Origin of the sequence: Paraburkholderia sp. C35 (assembly GCF_003121405.1) — a bacterium.
Taxonomy (GTDB): domain Bacteria; phylum Pseudomonadota; class Gammaproteobacteria; order Burkholderiales; family Burkholderiaceae; genus Paraburkholderia.
Genome location: NZ_QBUY01000107.1, coordinates 15859 through 32302 on the forward strand (window position 1 = coordinate 15859; position 16444 = coordinate 32302).

Consider the following 16444-nt stretch of genomic DNA (forward strand, 5'->3'; position numbering starts at 1 on the left):
ACACCCAAACACCACCCACCTTGGAGGATTTTATGACCACCCCGCCCACGATCCACGTCAAGCCTATCACCGGCGAAGCGACCCACACCATTAACTGCCCGTGTTGCGGCAACCCGCGGCTGATCGTCCATGACGACCACATCGAAGACGCGATGAAGGCCACGGGCAAGGAGCACTTCATCGAAGACGGCGACACGGTGCAGGGCATCTGGAGCAGGCTGAGCAAAGATCAGCAGAAACGTGAAATGTATGCGGCGCTTCTGGAAGTGGGCACCTGTCCCCAATGCAAAGTGCGCCACTTCATCATCGAAATGTCGCTCGTCGATTCCTTCGCACGTGATGGCACCACCGAATACGACGATTACTTTCAATGCCTGCTCGGCAACGTCGAACTCCGGCATGGGGGCCATGCGGTATGCACCCTCGACCAACCGATCGACGGCGTTCCCGGGTCGTGGCTGATGTTCGAAAAGTTCACTGACGACAACAAGCCGATCCAGCACCATTGGTTCGGTCCGTTTCGCCTCGACCACCCGGAAGACGTGGAGGGTAGCAACGGCGTGGCGTACCACGGTGGCGACGCCGAACCGTGGATCTTCGGCCGGGACCTCGTGGTGAAAGCGTGGGACGCGTTGTGGGCGCTGATCGTGGAGCACACGCCGGAAGCCATGCGGGCCAAGCCGGTGGAGCGCATGACCATCGAGACGATGTTGGGGCTGATCGGCGACGGGATCGAACGGGAAAGCGACGAAATGATCCTTGGACTGCTCGACAAAGCGTTCCGCGATCTGCAGGAGGCGGACGACAAACGGGAAGAGCGGATGTTAACGCAGGCGCGGGGCGCGGCGATCACCGTGCTCGGTCCCCCGATGACCGGTTCGCAAGTCACGAACGCCGGAGTGATCGACGCCGCGCGGGACACCGATTCCACGTCGATCTCCACGGGCCAAAATGAGATCTCCCCCGACTTCGGCGACCTGTTCGACAGCCTCTGATCGGCGACACATCATCCACTGACCAACGGGGCGTACGAGCGCCCCGTTTTCGTTCTGGTCCCGGGTGCTTTTGTAACCGGCACTGAGTTATCCACGGGAGCCTGTGGACAACACCCCTGGCAACACCGCAAAAACGCTGTGGAATCGGTGTGGGCGTAAACGGGGTAACTCGGTCCGGTCGAAAAACGGTGGAAAGTTGTTCATAACACCTGGATAAGTTCGCACAGCCCGTGCACGACGTTGTTCGATCGGGAACCCCTTGAGCCGAAACGGTAAACGCGGGTTGTCCACAGTTTTTCCAGGGGCTTGTTAACTGCTACTACGTGTTTACATGCTCATCCACAAACCGTAAACCAGAACCCCTCTGGACACGCCCTCCGGTTGCGTTGCACCTGCTCGATCACCGTAAACGGTCCAACCTGGACGCGGTGTCCGCGTCCCGATCGCTGGCGTCGTGCTGCCCTGCATCCCATCCCCGGTCGTTCAACCCCGTTGCATCCGTCCCCGGTCCGTCTCTTTTCGACGCGTAGCGCTGCACGTCCACCCGGCTCAAGGGTGCGCTTCGCCCCGCCGGTGGCGGTCCCTTGACCGGTCGTCCCGTTGTGCATCGCTGAATCCGCGCCGAGACGGCTCCGCGGACAGACGCAACAACGACAGGGAAGGGCAGATCATGAGCACGGCAACCACCAGCGATCGCAACAGCAACACCCACACCGCGGCGTTCCCCCGCACCCCCGAGAACGGGCAACCACGGACAGCGATCGAAGGCGACAAACGGGTGGTGACGCTGAACGGTGCCCGCATCGACATGGTCTACACCGGAGGCGGGTGGGTGAACTGGCGCGTGCCCAACGCATAAAACCGAAACGGGCGCGGAGCGCCCTGGTCCCTTCACCCCGGCACCCGCGAAGCGCGGGAGGAAGCGGGGCTTCTCACCCGGGGTGATGGCGCGAAGCGGACCGGCCCGAGCGCGTCAGCGCTCCATGACCGGGTTGGATTTTTAACGGTCAGGTGCAAAACACTCTACGAAGAAAGGTATTTTGCCGTTTCACGGCTTTTTCGCTCGATCTGATATTGACCATCGAAAACCCTAGAGCTAACTTAAAAGTGTAGGCAGCGCGCCACGCAACGCCAACCACCTTCCCCCGGAGTTCATCATGACCACCACCAACATCAATCCCGCCCTCAAACATCAGGCCACGCGGAAACGCGAGGCAGAAAACGCGGTTGGTGCGCTCATCGCGTCCGGGCGATACAGCGACGCGATGGCAGCGATCCGCGAGCAGTTTTGCGGTGAAGACCCGACAGCAGTGCCCGAACGTTTCAACTTCGACCTCGACACTTGGCTGAGCGATGTGATCGGTTCGGTCCGGCCTACGGAGGGTCGTTCAGCGTTCGTTCGAGAACTGCTGACCCTGAGCGACCAGGAACCGGTACCTGCTTTCTGGCGTGTCGCAAACACGTGCGGCGTTCAGCCCGACGTATTCCCCGAACTGCTGGACCTCCTGCGCGATGATTTGAATCGCGAAGTCTCGCTCTACGTGACCCCGGGCCTCAACCTCTCTTTGCGTGAAGGATCCGACATGATGGTGGGTCCGCTGTGGCTGGTCTTGCTGTTGTGCGTGTGCAAGCCCAGCCGGTCCGGTTCGCTCGGCGTGCTGGCGTACAAGAAATCGTTCTCCGAGAGCGACCTCGCCTGGATCGACGGGGCCGTGACCCGGGCGGCGAAGCACGGTGCTGTCCTTGCGATCGGCAAGACCGTCACTTGGAAGCGCAGCAAACCGGCTCTGCAGGACGTGGTGTCGAACATCGAGGCGCGGCATCACGCAAAGGCGCTGGAAACGAGCACGACCGTCTAACCCTGCCGCCCACCGTTCTCCTAGCAGCCGGCGGGAACGCCGGCTTGGGGGTACAGGACCTGCATGACGTGGGTCCACGCCCCTAAGGAGCCATCATGGCGACGGAACGCGAGCAGAAGACCCCCGTAATGAGCGAGTACGCGCAGGCGTTCATCCGCAACATGTCCCATCCGGACGTGGAAGCGATATTTCGCATGATCCTGAAAGAGGAGGGAATACCGATCGCGGAAGCAGGAACGGTCAACGCCGTCACGACGTCCGGATTTATAACGGAAATGATCGACAGCCGACCGACGCTCGGGACCATCACCGGCGGGGCGTGCACATGCTTTCCGAACGCCATCGTCCGCACCGACCTGAGCGATGACCGGGCGTCGATCCACGCTCGCGTGCGACGCGGTCTCGCGGACGACGGGCGAGAACTGGACGACGAGATCATCGACGTGGTCGAAAGCGTCGAAATCGATTTGAGCGATGTCGATCCGGCAACCGGGCTCTACGAACCGGCCGTCCGATGGGGAGATTCCCACCCGGTGCTCGACATCCTCCTCCGATGGCGTGCGGGCTGCGAGGGAGCCCGGCGGATCCGCGAAAATGCTCACGTCAAGTTCGTACAACAGGAACGAGCGATCCTGAGGAGCGAAGCCGTTGCGGACGACGCAACGCAGCAAGAAGTAACTGAACGCGCTCGCCCCCGCGCTCGGCTCTGAGGAGACCCCCATGACCTCCCGTCCTGACGGTCCTGCACCGCATCCCATCGCCCAGGCGGTCCTCGGGCACGCTCCCGCGGTCCCGCTGATCCATTGCCCCGACGTGGTCGACCCGGCAGCAGCGCAGGCGCGCTGGGTCACCACGCTCGAGGGGATACACGATGCGCAGGTGCACGAGCAGCAGCGCTCCGCGGCAACCGAATGGCGCACGATCGACCAGGTCATGTCCGGTGTGGTGGCGGGCTGGTGCGAAGAGGCTGGGCTCTTGTTTGCAACACCCAGGCGGCACCGGCGATCCGACGCGTTGAAGGCCGCGCTTCGTGAGCAGCCGGTGGACGTGCTTCAGAACGTCGGGCGGGCGACGGTGAAGCGGATCGCTGGGGGCTATCGATCACCGGACCAGCGCATGTTCGACGCGCTCGAGCGGCATGACCACCCGGCGTTGCGCCGAGCGCTCGCGGCCGGCGCAAACGTGGTGGCACGGTTCGTCCCCGATCGGCATGACAACGGGCGACGACACGGGGGCGCGCACGGGTTCCGGGAACCGGTGGGGGTGATGGGGCAGAAGCCCATCTTCTTCGCGGTGCTGGAAGACGACGTCATCGCGCTGCGGACCCTGCTGGACGCCGGGGCACTGCGGCGCGACGCGGGGACCGCGCTCAACGCGTTGGCAGACCAGGGCGTCGTACGCGACCGGGTGCGGTGCTTCGTCGAAGCGTTGGAACTCCGTGAAGCAGCGGAAGAAGCGGGACCCGTCCGGACCCGGACGAGGGTGCGAATCTGAGCGCAAGGGACGGGCGGGGTCCCATGACAACAACATGGGTCGCTGCGCTCCGGGCACCCCACCCCGACGCCCGCTGATCGCGGGAGGAAGCGGGGCTCCAGCCCCTGGCGAGGGCGCGAAGCGGACGGCACGAGCGCGTCAGCGCTCCATCGATGGGGTTGGTTTTCAAAGATCAGGTGCAAAACACTCTACGAAGAAAGGTATTTTGCCGTTTTACGGGTTTTTCGCTCGATCTGATATTGACCACGAAAAACTCTAGAGCTAACTTGAAAGTGTAGGCAGCGCGCAACGCAACGCCCAACCAACCTCGCGGAGTTCATCATGTTTGTTCACGCAAAAGCTACTCTCAACGCAAAGACCGACCTTCTGCTCATCGAAGCCGCAAGCAGCGGCGGTGGGCAGTGGGGTCGCCCGGTCGTCCTCCGCCTGGTGGAGTTTCCCAAAGGCATGGAATACACGAACATCCTCAACCCGCACGCAAAGCAGGTCGATTTCGAGTTCCTTGACGGGCGCCACAAGGGTCCCCGTTCCTATTTCGGACGAACGAAGGAATACATGCTCTGCAAAATGGAAAACCGCGCGCGGGGCAGCATCACCGTGTTCGAATGACCCACCCACCGGTAACGGTCTGTCGCCCGCCCTCACCGGCGGGCTTGTGGGTACCACCACCCCTCATCATGAGGTACCCACGATGCACTCAATCACCCTCACGATCCCCGACGGCGGACCGTCCGCACGACAGAGAGCCGCACGCCGGCTGCGCGAACAACTCGACGAAGCTCAGCGGCTGCTCAACACTGACGAGGTCTACAACCGAAACTTCTGCGCGGAAAGGCCAGGCGGCACGTCTCGGACGACTGCTGCACGACGGTCCGTTTCCGAACCCCCTCACCCAGTCGTACGGTCACTACGTCTCGCGACCGAGCATCGCCCACCTTCCCGTTCCGAAACGGTTGCGGCCGGACCTCGACGGGCTGCTCGAGACGATGTGCGCCGGCATCGTCGAGACGGGGGCGCGGTGTCACAGCCAGATTCCGGAAGCGTACATCGAGACCCTGCACCTGCTCCTCGCCGCGGGATGTCGAGATCGCACGATCGACGGGCGCCCGCTTCACGAAGCGATCGTGAAAGCGTGGGGCGACCAGAAGCCCTGCCTCGCGGTGGTGCGGCTTCTCAAGTTCATCGAACGCTGGACCGACGGTCCCCTGGAGCGGGAGCGGCTGAGCGCGCCAGATGGTGCGCGGCTCCTCCGAGTGAAGGTGCATACGCTGCGTGCGGCGATCAAGAAACACCGAATCCCGGCGGAAACGGTCAACGGGCGAAACACCTACCGTCGGTCGGACCTTGAGTGGCTGGTCGCGGAGCAGAGCGGCGAAGCACAACGAGAGCAGGCGTTCGACAAAATGGCGAAACAGATGAGCGTGAATCTCCGGGCACTGCTCAATGCTTACGAGCGTGAGCGGGCACGGCAGGACTGAGATCCCTGCAACACCTAAAGATGGGTCGCTGACGCTCCCGGGCGACCCACCCCGGTGACCGCTGACCGCGGAGGAAGCGGGGCTCTAACCTCCTGGTGACGGCTCGAAGCGGACCGTCCCGACCGCGTAAGCACTCCATGATCGGCGAGGGTTTTCAACGTTCAGGTGCAAAACACTCTACGAAGAAAGGTATTTTGCCGTTTCACGGTTTTTTCGCTCGTTCTGCTATTGACCATGAAAATCCCTGGAGCTAACTTGAATGTATAGGCAGCGCGCAACGCAACGCCCAATCAACCTCCACGGGGACCCACCATGACCACGACCACCGTACAGATCAGCCACGAAGTAGCTTGCTCCGTTTTCGGAAGCATCAAACTGAACAACATCGAATCGTTCGATGACGAGCACGACCCCGAGGTGTACAGCACAAACATTTACCTCGACGTGACGATCGAGGGCGAGACCTACCCGATCATCTACCAGCGCGGCACCGATGGTGATGTCGAGCGCGCTCCGTGGGAAAGTTGCGGCATGGCAGACGTCTACATCGCAATCATGAAAATGAGCGGTGAATACATCGGGGAAGACGAAGACGACGTGAAGGACATGTTTGAAGAGAACCCTGAGGACCACAACCTCGCGGTTCAGACCCGCCGTCTCGGCCGTGCGATCGTGAGCGTTGCCTCGATGGTGGCGGCTGGTGCGCAAAGGGAGTACGACGGGAAACACGACGCTGCACTTCAAAGCACCCCCGAGTTTGGCGTGGACGCGCGTGGCGAGGTCTGCGATGTGGACAGCGACAAGGCGGTTACCCGGTTCAACTACGCGAACAGCACTTACAGCAACATGATTCAGTTCAACGTCTCGGAGAAGAACGACGACGGCGAATGGCAGGACGCCGGTGGTTTCGATTGCTTTCACTTCCACCTTTCCGCACACGAGGTCTACCAGCGATACCTGGGTCGTTGACCCCTCCACCGCAAACGGTCCGTGCCCGCCCTCACCGGCGGGTATGTGGGTACAAGACCCACCACGAGGAGATCGTTCATGCCGTCCCGCGCACCCCGCACCGACAACGTACCGCCCGGCTGGCTCCAGACCGCCGACGTAGCACGACGTTTCAACGTCAACGCCACCACGGTGTTGCTCTGGCATCGCCGTGGGCTGCTCAACGGGGTGCTCGACGCCAAGGGCAAGCGTCGGTTCGACCCGGCGCTGGTCGAGTCGTTCGACTCGACGACCCCGCGGAAACGCGACACTTCGCGCAACGGACTGCTCACCGCGTCGGAAGCGGCGGCGGTGATCGGGCGTTCGGAGTTCTACGTTCGCAACCACGCCCGCGCCGGCGACATCCCGTTCGAATGGATGGGCGGGGCACGGCTCTTCAAGCCTGCGGACCTGAAAGCACACGCGGCGGCGAAAGCGCTCGAAGCGGAAACGCTGCTCTCGTTCAACGAAGCAGCGCGGCGCCTGGGCTACACCGGCGCGGCGCACGTGACGCGGATGGTGCAGCGCGGTCAGGTGTGGGCGACGCTCGACAGCAACCACGTCCGGCGAATCCCCGTGGACGAGGTCCAGCGGTTGATCGCTGAGCGCGCGGAAAAGATTGATCGGCGCGAAAAGCGGAAGGGGGTGTGATCATGGAACAGACCACGACGAACACGGCGATCATTCAGACGTCAAGCGAGGTATCGGCGACGCATCCGCGGGACCAGCGGGCGAAACTGAAGGCCAGGACCGATGCTCGCGCCGCGTTGAAGGTGCTGGGCTGGCTGACGACGCAGCAGGTGGTGGAGCGATTGGGGGTCACGAGTTCACGCGTCACACAACTGTGCGCGAAGGGTCAGATTCCGGGTGCCGTGCGCGTAGGGGAACGGTGGCTTTTTCCAGCAGACTGTATCGAAACCTATCTGAAGGCACGTGTGCTGCGGGCGGAGCAACGACAAGCTTTGAAAGACCAGCACCGGCTCAAGCGCGAAGCGAAGGCGGCGGAGGTGAAGGCACGGGGCTGGCTAAGCACCGACGATGTTCTGAAAATGATGGGGGTCTCGCGTGTGACGCTGGCAAGAAACTGCAAGCAACTTCAGGGCATGCAGGTGGGCAGACGGTTGTATTTCGACCCAGCAGTGGTCGCGGCGTTCCAGGCGAATCGTGAGGCAACGCGTCGGGAGAAGATCCTGAAGCGAAAGGCGAGGAAGGCAGAGCGAGAAGCTCGACAGACGGTCACGCAGCAAAATGCGCAGAAGAAAGAGGAGTTGCGTGCTCTGGGATGGCTGACAAAGCAGGAAATCGAAGCGCGCGTCGGGCAGAAAATGTATTACATCGCGAATGGGAAACGTGTGGGGAGGATCGTGCTCTACCCCCCGGATAGCGTCGAGGCGATGCGGTTTGCTTTGAAGCGGCACACCGACGCGCCGTTGGAAAGACGTCGGTGGTATTACCCGGACGAAGTCAGGACGATGTTGGAAAAGGGATGGCTGACCGCCACCGACGTTCGGCGGGAGTTGTCGATCACGCCGGAACTGCTCAACGCGCTGCGGACCGCTGCGGACGCGACCGGGGCAGAAGGTGTACAGCGGGTGGACGGGCGGTGGCTCTTCGACCCAAAGGTAGTGGAAGAGTGGCGGCGCACGCTCAAAACTTCAAAACCGGAACGGCAAATGGGGCACTGAACCCGCGGGCGCTCACGCGAACGCAGGCGGGCTCTAACCGTGCGACCAGATCGTCATGAACAAGCGGGGCTCCACCGATCGGCTGGAGCCCCATCTTTTTGCGCGAGGAATCGGCGCGAAGCGGGGCCGCCCGGAGCCTCCAGGCTCCCCATGCTTTTGACGTTTCATCGGTTCCAGCAATCCAGGTGTTTTGCACCCTGGTCTGGCAGATATATTTTTGGTTTTACGGGTGTGGCGCTCGATTTGGTATTGACACGCCAAGCCCTCGAGCTACCTTGGTCTACACCGGCGACGCAAACCGCGTCGCACGTCACAACGATACGAGGAGACCTCCACCCCATGCGCCCGCAACTCTTTGCCGACCTGTTTGCACGACCGCCCACCCTCTCCGCTGAAGTAGCAAACGCGGAGGCACGTGAAGGACAACAACCGCTCAAAACAGTGACGCTACGAGGTGAGGGTTGGAACGGCAAAGAATGGGTTTCAGAGCAGGTGGGGACGATGAACATCCTTACCGCACCCTTTGTTCTGGGCCTGGGGGAGCAGAGCGGATTCATCGTAGACCCCTGGCGCGCTCGACGGCAGGAAGTAGAGGTTCGTGACGCGGTGAACGCCATCGAGCAGGAGCAGCAGGTCGTCGTCGAAGCCCGTCCGCGCCGGCGGCTGTGACTCGCACCGGAACACCGACAACCCCACCCGGGTCGCTTTCGCTCCCAGGGCACTCACCCGCGAGCGCTGACGCGATGGATGGCGGGCCACACCCGTGATCCCCAAAACCATGCGCGGGAAAGAGGCGGGGCTCCAGCCCCTTGGCGCGTCAGCGCTCCATCGGGTTTGGAAGTTGGTGTTGAATGGTCCAGGTGCAACACACTCCATGACGCAAGTATTTTTGCATTTTCACGGGTGTGGAGCCCGTTTTGCTATTGACCAGGATTTTCCTAGAGCTACCCTGGTCATGTAGGCAGAGCACAACGCAACGCCACTACCTAATCGGAGATCCACCATGCAAACCCGAATCCAACACCGCTTCGTCGGTCACAACGATGTTGTCTACGGCAAGGGCACCACCAAACTCGAGGCGATCGACGACGCGCGCGCGACGTTGGGCGAACCGATGTCCACGGCAACGGAAATGGACGAAAACGGCTACGTCGTGGAGGTCACCCAGGTGCAGGTCGATGAAAACGGCGAGTGGTTTGACGCTCCCAGCGAAGGCGGTTTCATGGGCATCCCCGTTCGGGTGCGGCCGATGTTCGCGTGATCCGACGCATCAACGTTCTCCCTCGGGCCAGCAGCAATGCTGGTCGGCGGGGTACAAGGGCCGACGTGTTGCAGGTCCACGACCCAAGGAGAACAGCATGGCAAATCTCACGCCCACAATCCGCAACGTTCTGACCGAGGTGACGGTCACTCGAGTTTTCCCAGACCGTACTTACACGTTCAGTTATCGCCCCATTACGAAGGTCGAAGCTTTCGTGATGCCGGGGGAGTTCGTCATGTTCAGTCCCTGGAAGAACGTCTATGGCGCCGATACCGAGCGGTACAGAACGTTCCACGACATCAATGAGGTCACGGCGTTCTGCGCGCAGATTGACGGGGCTGCATCGTCGGAGGACGTCGAGGAGATCTTGGGATGCTTTAGCGACTTTTGGGAGTTCTCGGTCCCCTGACCAACGCTCGCCACCCGATGGGCGTTTTCCTCCTTTCCGCTTTCCCAGGAGCAGCACCATGACCGCCAACACAAACCCCCAACCGCAGTTTTCAAACGAGATGAAACCGGGCTCCGTTCGCCATCGAAGCGAGCAGCAACGCAGAGCGCTGGTGGAGCAGTTCGTCGCGGTGTGCAACGTTCGTAAGGTCGCTGGGGTTCTTACGTCGCGGCGAGGTGTCAAGCACGCACTCAACCGCTTCTGCTACCACGAAGGTGCGGCATGGTTCCAGGACTTCACCGCGGCCACTGGGACCTCGTTCACACCCGGCATCGAGGACGTTTATCACGACCTCAGGGCGATCTTCGGAGCGCTTCCGAGTACGTCGTACCACGGCGCGGTCAACAACGACATGGGGCGGTGTGTCCCGTTACAACTGGACACTTTTCCGGCGACTGAAGACCCCTCCAGCATCGACGTGCTCCCGGACCTGAATCTGCGCCTCGATACGGATCATCACGATCTGGCGGGCCTGGACGATCCCGCGTTCATCGACCTGCTGGTAGAGAGAATGGTGAACGCTGGGTGCGCGGCGGACACGTCCGGACGGGTCTTGCGCTTTGACGGTGAACGTTGGGCGACCACCACCGAAGCTTCGTTCCGGACGGTGCTTGAGCACGGTTGGTTGACGTTGCGTCATGAGGCGTTGCGTCCCCGGCGCTACGCCGAGGTCGCGCGCAAGATCACGGAGTTCTTGTTGACGAAGGCCCACCGGATCCGATTCGAAAACGCAGATGTCGTCGTCTACGACGTGGAAGGCAAGAGAGGCATCGCGATCTACCCCGGTTTGAACGTTGGGGTAGGTGCGCTACGGCAATGTCCCATCGACTGGGCGGAGGTCGATTCGATCAACCACTGGTACCGCCCGGTCGTGCAGCAGGGCGCGCAGCACCAGGTGCTGGAGGCTATCGGGTTGGCGCAGGTGGGATTCGGCCCGGTCCTCAAGCAGGTGAGGGACGAGGCTCACGCAAGGTTCGTTGAGTTCGAAAAACGTGAGCTTCAACGGGTGGCAGACGAGACGGAAGCGTCCCCCGAACCCGTATGTGCTCGCCGGCGGGCACGGCTTTGATTCTGACCGGGTGCAAACCCGGAACCCACCACCCAAAACCCATCCGGGTCGCATTCGCTCCCGGGCACTTCACCCGCACCCGCTGACGCGAGGGAGGGCGGGCTCGACCCGTGGCCCCGACACCGTGCGCGGGCAAGGGGCGGGGCACCCGCAACATCGACACGATCGACCTCGACCGGAGGGAATGGCGCGAAGCGGGGTCGCCTGAGCGCGTCAGCGCTCCATCAGGTTTTGGAGTTGGTGTTGAACGGTTCAGGTGCAACACACTCCATGACGCAAGTATTTTTGCATTTTTACGGGTGCGGCGCCCGTTTTGCTATTGACTAAAAAAACACTCGAGCTATCCTGGTCTGACAGGCAGGGCGCAAGCCAATGTCGAAAACTACATCAGGACCACCCCATGAGCACCATCGCCTCCATCGCCCGCGCGATCGGCTTCACCCTCACCGCGCTCGCATCGTTCACCACGACCCCGGCGCACGCCGGCAGCAAGTCCGCAACGATGTCCGTGGGTGTGACCATCGTCGATTCATGCACCGTCACCGCGACGACCACCAGCACCGCACCCGGTGTGGCGTGCTCGAGCAACACGGTCCAGCCCATCGTTGAGCAACGTCTGGTGGCGCAGGGCAGCACCGACGCTTCGAACACGTCCAACACCGCGAGCACGCGGGAGCAGCAGACCGCGTTGACCGTCGTCACGTATTGAAGGGAGCCCTCCAGGGTGTGTGGCACCCGGCATCGCGACCTGCAAACACAACGAAAATATTTAGCTCCGGTGCTCTTGTGTACCGCTTCACCTAGAGTCATAGTGAAAGTGTAGGAGCGCCGCGCACCACCTCACGTTCATCAAAGGGCCGGCGGGAAACGCCGGTTTCGCGGTACGAGGACCGGCATCCCGGTCCACCACCGTGAGGACCTGGACATGAGCCCCATCGCTTCGCAAAAACTTCAACTGGCGCAACTCGAACAAGAGTCGTGCCTTTTCTCCGCCGTCGGCGACGCCGACCTCCCCTGGATCGTCGAACTTGTCGAGCGCCTGGGCGTGGACATGACCACCCCGCGTTTCCGTTCCCGGCAACTCCCCGTCTTCGCGCTCATGCGGCTCGGTATGCACGTTGAGCATGGGTCCCGTCGTCACGCGGTCGCTTTGGTCTGGCAGTATGACCACGGCTTGTTCGAGCAGAACTACGCGATGAGCAGCAGCACCGGCCTTGCTTCGTGCATTCGCAAAGCGCGCGCCGTGATCGAATCCACCGAGCTTCGGGACATCGTGCAGGGCATGGTCGCGGGTTCGACCGCATCGGCCCGTTGAGCGGAAGGGGCGACCATGACAATGACGACCCTCCCTACCGACGTGATTCTGAAGCGTGGCGTCAACGTGCGCGCACGGCTGATCCGGGACAAAGAAGTCACCATCAACCAGGCCGTCCGGATTCTCGGGCTGCAGTCGGCGAGCGACGTGGCGGCTTACCTGAAATCGAAGCGCGTCCCGTTTGCCCGGGCCTTCCCGGACCGCATGGCGGTGTCGAGCACCACCCGGGTGTACCTTCGCGCCGACGTTGAAGCGGTCGTGGACGGGGTTCCCGAACACCTGGCGGCGCAAGTCGCGGCGAAGCTCAAGCGGCGCGAAGATAACATGCGCATGACTTTGCGTGCGACGGAACTTGAACGCGAGCGGGCGGAGCAGGCACGGGCGGTACAGGGCGACGAGGCGGGCGCACCGTACGTCTCGCGGGCCCTGGCGGCGAAGCTCACCGGGCGACCCGTGAACGACCCGTTGTTCGACGACGAGGACCGTCTGGCGTTCTATACCGATCCGTCGGGTGCACGGTTTTACGACCGTGACGACCTTGCCCGTCTCCACATCTCGATGTCCAGCGCACCGGGGGCAGGGTACGACGAGGAGGACGATGCGCACCTGGACACAGCGACGGTGATCTCCGCATTCACGTCGCGCAGCGCGGAAGCTCGGGCATGGCTGGCGCGCAACGGAGCATTGTGCGCGGCATGACGGTTTGAGCAGGTAAAACAACATGGAGGAGAGACAGGGCGCCCACGGTTTGGGCGCTTTGTCGTTGGTGGGTGTGACGTGAGCGTGGACGGTAGGCAAATCACGGCAGACGAAGCATCAACCCCATCCCTGCTCGCGGTCCATGCCTGGACCGCTCGCGGGGCTCCGCCCCGCACCCCGCGCTGCGCGCGGCTTGCTCGCCTTCACGGTTCAACGTCGGACCGGTACCGCTCATGAAGCACGAGGGTATTTTGCACCTGGTTCTGGACAAGCCCCAGGCGTTTGCTAGTTTGGGTACCCCGCGACACTCGTCGCATCACCCAAAGGAGGCAACATGGAAGACTTCGATTTCAACAAGCTCAGCAACGACGGTGCAGGTGCGGCAGGTTCGACCGTGCATGATCTGCACGACGCGCACGTCCAGGCGTTCGTCGAAGACGGCAAGCACGTGGCGCTGGACACCACCGTGTCCAAGGGCGGCAAGAACCACAAGAAGGACCACGTCGAACCGGAACCCGCACCGGTCGAGGTGGAGGTCGAGGACCTGGACCTCTCGACCCCGCTCGCCCCGACCCACGACGAGAACAAGGGCTTCATGCGCTTCATGCCCCCGCTCATCAAGGAGATGAACCGGCGCGGCGTTCCGTTCAAGCTCGACGGTGCGACCGGCGAGATCGCCATCGCCGGCTTCTACCGGTCGGGCGGCGTCTCGCTCGAGATCGGCGACGGTGACACGATCACCGCGGTGGACCGCCGCAACACCCGCACCACGGTCTCGACGTTCGACGACCTCGTGCGCCTGAACTACGACTGGTGGCTGCGGACGAACGGGAAGACCGGTGAGAACCACCTGAATCCCGACCGGCCGTGGCTGGACGAGTTCCTGCCCCGTGGCATGGTGCAGCGTCAGGTGATTTTCGTCCCGCGGGACGACGCTCCGGGCGGCGAAGACGGATCGACGGGCAGGCTGCAGGGATGAAGGCAAAACGGTCGCGCAAGCGACCGTTTTCCATTTGGGCGGCGGCAGGTATCGCAGTGCTCGCCGGGCCGCGCCCGGCACCCGCCACAGGGTGGTGCTGGTCCCATGACACCGGAACCGGAGGCAACATCCAACCACAACTGGGGCGCTTCGCTTCCCTGGCACCCCACCCGCACGCACCTCCGGTGAATCAGGCGGGCAGGGTGCGGAGCACCTAACGGTCCGAACCCGCTTGCATTCCCTCGCCAGTACGAGAGGGTGGTTTAAGCCGATCACGGATCGCGTGATCCGAACACCAGCACCTCCACCACCACCTCAAGGAGAGACCATGGAGATCATCCCTCGCGTTGCAGGAGAACCCCAAAACATCAACGTCGTTGCCCGGTTTGAAGGAAAGGACGGCAAGCATCCCCAGGATAAGTTCAAGAGCTTGCGCATCAGCGCCGCGTTGCGTGAGCGACTGATGAGCACGACAACCGGGGGACTCAACGCCATGATGAACCTTTTGATCCGGTACGCCCTCACCGTACTGGGTGAGCGGCGCTCGTGCTTGAGGATCGCGCCCGTCGTCGATTTGTCCCCACGGCATGACGGTCGTCTTACGCACCGTGATCGTTCCAGGCGGGTCGAAGTCATCCCCGCTTACATCGATCCCGTGACCGGCGTTTCGTTGATCCTCGTCGAGTCCTTCGGCGGTGACCCGGGCCGGTACGACGATTTGTTCTACCGTCTGCGCATCAACCACGATCTGGTCACTCAACTTCAGACCCATGTGGTCGGAACCGTCAACGGTGCCATCACCGCATTGTTGACCTTCGCACTGGATGACCTGAGCGACCGGGGGCTGGTCGTCCAGGCACGCGCAACGCGCACGTGGGACAGGATGAAGCGGGCACAGGTGGACCAGGTGATGGATGCGCAGGAGTGATCTCAACGTGTCGATCCAAAAGCAGGACGGTCGCGCAAGCGACCGTTTTTCTTTGATCGGACGGTGGACGATGGCGGCAGGTATCGAAGTGCACGCCGGGCCGCGCCCGGCACCCGCGGGAGGGCGGTAGAGGGCGGTCCTGGTCCCATGACACCGGAACCGGAAGCAACGGCAAACGGCAACTGGGGCGCTTCGCTTCCCCGGGACCCACCCGCGAACGCCACCGGCGTCGAACGGCGGGCTCCACCGATGTCGGCAGCACGACCACCCCCACCCTGGCAACGGTCGAGCGCGCAAGGGATCGGGCGTCAGCGAGTGCCCAGCGGCGATAGCCGCCCGGGTCTGGTGAGGTTGATGTGGGGGAGCAGGAACAACCCATCGGGTCCATGACCCCACGGTGTTCGTCACCCGCGCGGCTAAGCGCCCCGCTCACACCTGAACCATTTCCATCCGGCACGCTGCGTCGTCTCCCCAGGTGCTTCGCAACCTACCCCAGCACCGACCACCCAGCACCCAGCGCCCTCCACCCACCACACAACATGGGGGACACCCATCACCACCTGGCGCTTCAGCATCGGATGGAGTAGCGTACAGTCATCACGACGACACCTGGAGGGACCATGCGCTCCCGCTCTTCAACGACCGCCGGCATGGCATTGCTCACATCGGCAGCGCTGGTCCTGCTCGCACCCCCGGCTTACGCTGCATCGGTGTCTGGTGGAACAAGCACCACAGGCGCCACCGTCAACACCACCTCGGGCTCTGCAAGCACCTCGCCGAACGCAACGGTCTCCGGCGGTCAAACGGGTCCCGCGGTTGCGACGCAAACGATCGACGGGGTGACGTTCCCCGCGGCTTCGCTCAACACGTTGAAAGTATCGACCCCCGCATCGCTGAGCGTTGACGCTGACCGTGCGGTTCGTCCGATTCCGCGCAACACGACGAACATCACGACGGACCTCTACGTTCCGGGAAAGATCTCCGGCGTCAACGGAGAGCCACCGCTCGCGCATTGCCGGAACCTGGTCGGCGGCGGGCGGCAATGCGTCACCCCAGCACCCGAAGGGGGCTGGTGAACGGAGGCGGTGAACGAGCAACCCGTGCATCAGCAAGCACGAGCAGCGCAGGAGAGCCGGGCACGTCCCGGCTTTTTTGTGTCCGCATCGAAAGCCCGCTCCAACCCGTGACCCCCACACCCAACCCCACGATCTAATACCCCACGCCGACCCCCCGAGGCGGCCGCCTCG

Annotated in this window: 20 protein-coding genes; all 20 read left to right on the forward strand. The window is 62.7% G+C overall.

Features of this window, described 5'->3' with window-relative positions; all coding sequences use genetic code 11:
- Positions 1–32 precede the first annotated feature (32 nt).
- The 20 genes from DK391_RS36565 to DK391_RS36660 all read left to right on the forward strand — a co-directional run bounded on the left by DK391_RS36565 (position 33) and on the right by DK391_RS36660 (position 16273).
- Positions 33–995: a hypothetical protein gene (locus DK391_RS36565; protein ID WP_109482881.1), complete on the forward strand. Its 963-nt coding sequence runs from the start codon at positions 33–35 to the stop codon at positions 993–995.
- A gap of 670 nt (positions 996–1665) precedes the next feature.
- Positions 1666–1854 carry a hypothetical protein gene (locus DK391_RS36570; protein WP_109482882.1) on the forward strand — a complete coding sequence of 63 codons (189 nt, stop codon included), beginning with the start codon at positions 1666–1668 and terminating at the stop codon, positions 1852–1854.
- Positions 1855–2152: 298 nt separating this feature from the next.
- Complete coding sequence (locus DK391_RS36575) at positions 2153–2854, forward strand: hypothetical protein (RefSeq protein WP_109482883.1); 702 nt, start codon at positions 2153–2155, stop codon at positions 2852–2854.
- A gap of 95 nt (positions 2855–2949) precedes the next feature.
- Positions 2950–3564, forward strand: coding sequence for a hypothetical protein (locus tag DK391_RS36580; RefSeq protein WP_109482884.1), 615 nt, complete (start codon positions 2950–2952; stop codon positions 3562–3564).
- Between the two features lie 10 nt (positions 3565–3574).
- On the forward strand, positions 3575–4348 hold the full coding sequence (locus DK391_RS36585; RefSeq protein ID WP_109482885.1) for a hypothetical protein: 774 nt from the start codon (positions 3575–3577) through the stop codon (positions 4346–4348).
- Positions 4349–4669: 321 nt separating this feature from the next.
- Entirely contained in the window at positions 4670–4957 is a 288-nt protein-coding gene (locus DK391_RS36590; RefSeq protein WP_109482886.1) for a hypothetical protein, read from the forward strand.
- A 344-nt stretch (positions 4958–5301) separates the two neighbouring features.
- Positions 5302–5826 (forward strand): helix-turn-helix domain-containing protein, encoded by a 525-nt coding sequence (locus DK391_RS36595; RefSeq protein WP_109482887.1) that lies wholly within the window; start codon positions 5302–5304, stop codon positions 5824–5826.
- A gap of 312 nt (positions 5827–6138) precedes the next feature.
- Complete coding sequence (locus DK391_RS36600) at positions 6139–6795, forward strand: hypothetical protein (protein ID WP_109482888.1); 657 nt, start codon at positions 6139–6141, stop codon at positions 6793–6795.
- Between the two features lie 78 nt (positions 6796–6873).
- Positions 6874–7464, forward strand: a complete 591-nt coding sequence (locus tag DK391_RS36605) for a hypothetical protein (protein WP_109482889.1) — start codon at positions 6874–6876, stop codon at positions 7462–7464.
- 2 nt (positions 7465–7466) lie between these two features.
- On the forward strand, positions 7467–8498 hold the full coding sequence (locus DK391_RS36610) for a helix-turn-helix domain-containing protein (RefSeq protein WP_109482890.1): 1032 nt from the start codon (positions 7467–7469) through the stop codon (positions 8496–8498).
- 339 nt (positions 8499–8837) lie between these two features.
- Positions 8838–9167 (forward strand): hypothetical protein, encoded by a 330-nt coding sequence (locus tag DK391_RS36615; protein ID WP_109482891.1) that lies wholly within the window; start codon positions 8838–8840, stop codon positions 9165–9167.
- Between the two features lie 334 nt (positions 9168–9501).
- Positions 9502–9759: a hypothetical protein gene (locus DK391_RS36620; protein WP_109482892.1), complete on the forward strand. Its 258-nt coding sequence runs from the start codon at positions 9502–9504 to the stop codon at positions 9757–9759.
- 97 nt (positions 9760–9856) lie between these two features.
- On the forward strand, positions 9857–10168 hold the full coding sequence (locus tag DK391_RS36625) for a hypothetical protein (protein WP_109482893.1): 312 nt from the start codon (positions 9857–9859) through the stop codon (positions 10166–10168).
- 58 nt (positions 10169–10226) lie between these two features.
- Positions 10227–11276: a hypothetical protein gene (locus DK391_RS36630; RefSeq protein WP_109482894.1), complete on the forward strand. Its 1050-nt coding sequence runs from the start codon at positions 10227–10229 to the stop codon at positions 11274–11276.
- 400 nt (positions 11277–11676) lie between these two features.
- Positions 11677–11985, forward strand: a complete 309-nt coding sequence (locus DK391_RS36635) for a hypothetical protein (protein ID WP_109482895.1) — start codon at positions 11677–11679, stop codon at positions 11983–11985.
- 216 nt (positions 11986–12201) lie between these two features.
- Entirely contained in the window at positions 12202–12591 is a 390-nt protein-coding gene (locus DK391_RS44630) for a hypothetical protein (RefSeq protein WP_162601012.1), read from the forward strand.
- 15 nt (positions 12592–12606) lie between these two features.
- Positions 12607–13290 carry a hypothetical protein gene (locus DK391_RS36645; RefSeq protein ID WP_109482897.1) on the forward strand — a complete coding sequence of 228 codons (684 nt, stop codon included), beginning with the start codon at positions 12607–12609 and terminating at the stop codon, positions 13288–13290.
- Positions 13291–13624: 334 nt separating this feature from the next.
- Complete coding sequence (locus DK391_RS36650; RefSeq protein ID WP_109482898.1) at positions 13625–14269, forward strand: hypothetical protein; 645 nt, start codon at positions 13625–13627, stop codon at positions 14267–14269.
- 328 nt (positions 14270–14597) lie between these two features.
- Complete coding sequence (locus DK391_RS36655; RefSeq protein ID WP_109482899.1) at positions 14598–15197, forward strand: hypothetical protein; 600 nt, start codon at positions 14598–14600, stop codon at positions 15195–15197.
- Positions 15198–15847: 650 nt separating this feature from the next.
- Positions 15848–16273 carry a hypothetical protein gene (locus tag DK391_RS36660; RefSeq protein WP_109482900.1) on the forward strand — a complete coding sequence of 142 codons (426 nt, stop codon included), beginning with the start codon at positions 15848–15850 and terminating at the stop codon, positions 16271–16273.
- Positions 16274–16444 lie beyond the last annotated feature (171 nt).

Coding starts and splice junctions, on each gene's coding strand:
- DK391_RS36565 (WP_109482881.1), top strand. CDS start 33: ATGACCACCCCGCCCACGATCCACGTCAAGCCTATCACCGGCGAAGCG.
- DK391_RS36570 (WP_109482882.1), top strand. CDS start 1,666: ATGAGCACGGCAACCACCAGCGATCGCAACAGCAACACCCACACCGCG.
- DK391_RS36575 (WP_109482883.1), top strand. CDS start 2,153: ATGACCACCACCAACATCAATCCCGCCCTCAAACATCAGGCCACGCGG.
- DK391_RS36580 (WP_109482884.1), top strand. CDS start 2,950: ATGGCGACGGAACGCGAGCAGAAGACCCCCGTAATGAGCGAGTACGCG.
- DK391_RS36585 (WP_109482885.1), top strand. CDS start 3,575: ATGACCTCCCGTCCTGACGGTCCTGCACCGCATCCCATCGCCCAGGCG.
- DK391_RS36590 (WP_109482886.1), top strand. CDS start 4,670: ATGTTTGTTCACGCAAAAGCTACTCTCAACGCAAAGACCGACCTTCTG.
- DK391_RS36600 (WP_109482888.1), top strand. CDS start 6,139: ATGACCACGACCACCGTACAGATCAGCCACGAAGTAGCTTGCTCCGTT.
- DK391_RS36605 (WP_109482889.1), top strand. CDS start 6,874: ATGCCGTCCCGCGCACCCCGCACCGACAACGTACCGCCCGGCTGGCTC.
- DK391_RS36610 (WP_109482890.1), top strand. CDS start 7,467: ATGGAACAGACCACGACGAACACGGCGATCATTCAGACGTCAAGCGAG.
- DK391_RS36615 (WP_109482891.1), top strand. CDS start 8,838: ATGCGCCCGCAACTCTTTGCCGACCTGTTTGCACGACCGCCCACCCTC.
- DK391_RS36620 (WP_109482892.1), top strand. CDS start 9,502: ATGCAAACCCGAATCCAACACCGCTTCGTCGGTCACAACGATGTTGTC.
- DK391_RS36625 (WP_109482893.1), top strand. CDS start 9,857: ATGGCAAATCTCACGCCCACAATCCGCAACGTTCTGACCGAGGTGACG.
- DK391_RS36630 (WP_109482894.1), top strand. CDS start 10,227: ATGACCGCCAACACAAACCCCCAACCGCAGTTTTCAAACGAGATGAAA.
- DK391_RS36635 (WP_109482895.1), top strand. CDS start 11,677: ATGAGCACCATCGCCTCCATCGCCCGCGCGATCGGCTTCACCCTCACC.
- DK391_RS44630 (WP_162601012.1), top strand. CDS start 12,202: ATGAGCCCCATCGCTTCGCAAAAACTTCAACTGGCGCAACTCGAACAA.
- DK391_RS36645 (WP_109482897.1), top strand. CDS start 12,607: ATGACAATGACGACCCTCCCTACCGACGTGATTCTGAAGCGTGGCGTC.
- DK391_RS36650 (WP_109482898.1), top strand. CDS start 13,625: ATGGAAGACTTCGATTTCAACAAGCTCAGCAACGACGGTGCAGGTGCG.
- DK391_RS36655 (WP_109482899.1), top strand. CDS start 14,598: ATGGAGATCATCCCTCGCGTTGCAGGAGAACCCCAAAACATCAACGTC.
- DK391_RS36660 (WP_109482900.1), top strand. CDS start 15,848: ATGGCATTGCTCACATCGGCAGCGCTGGTCCTGCTCGCACCCCCGGCT.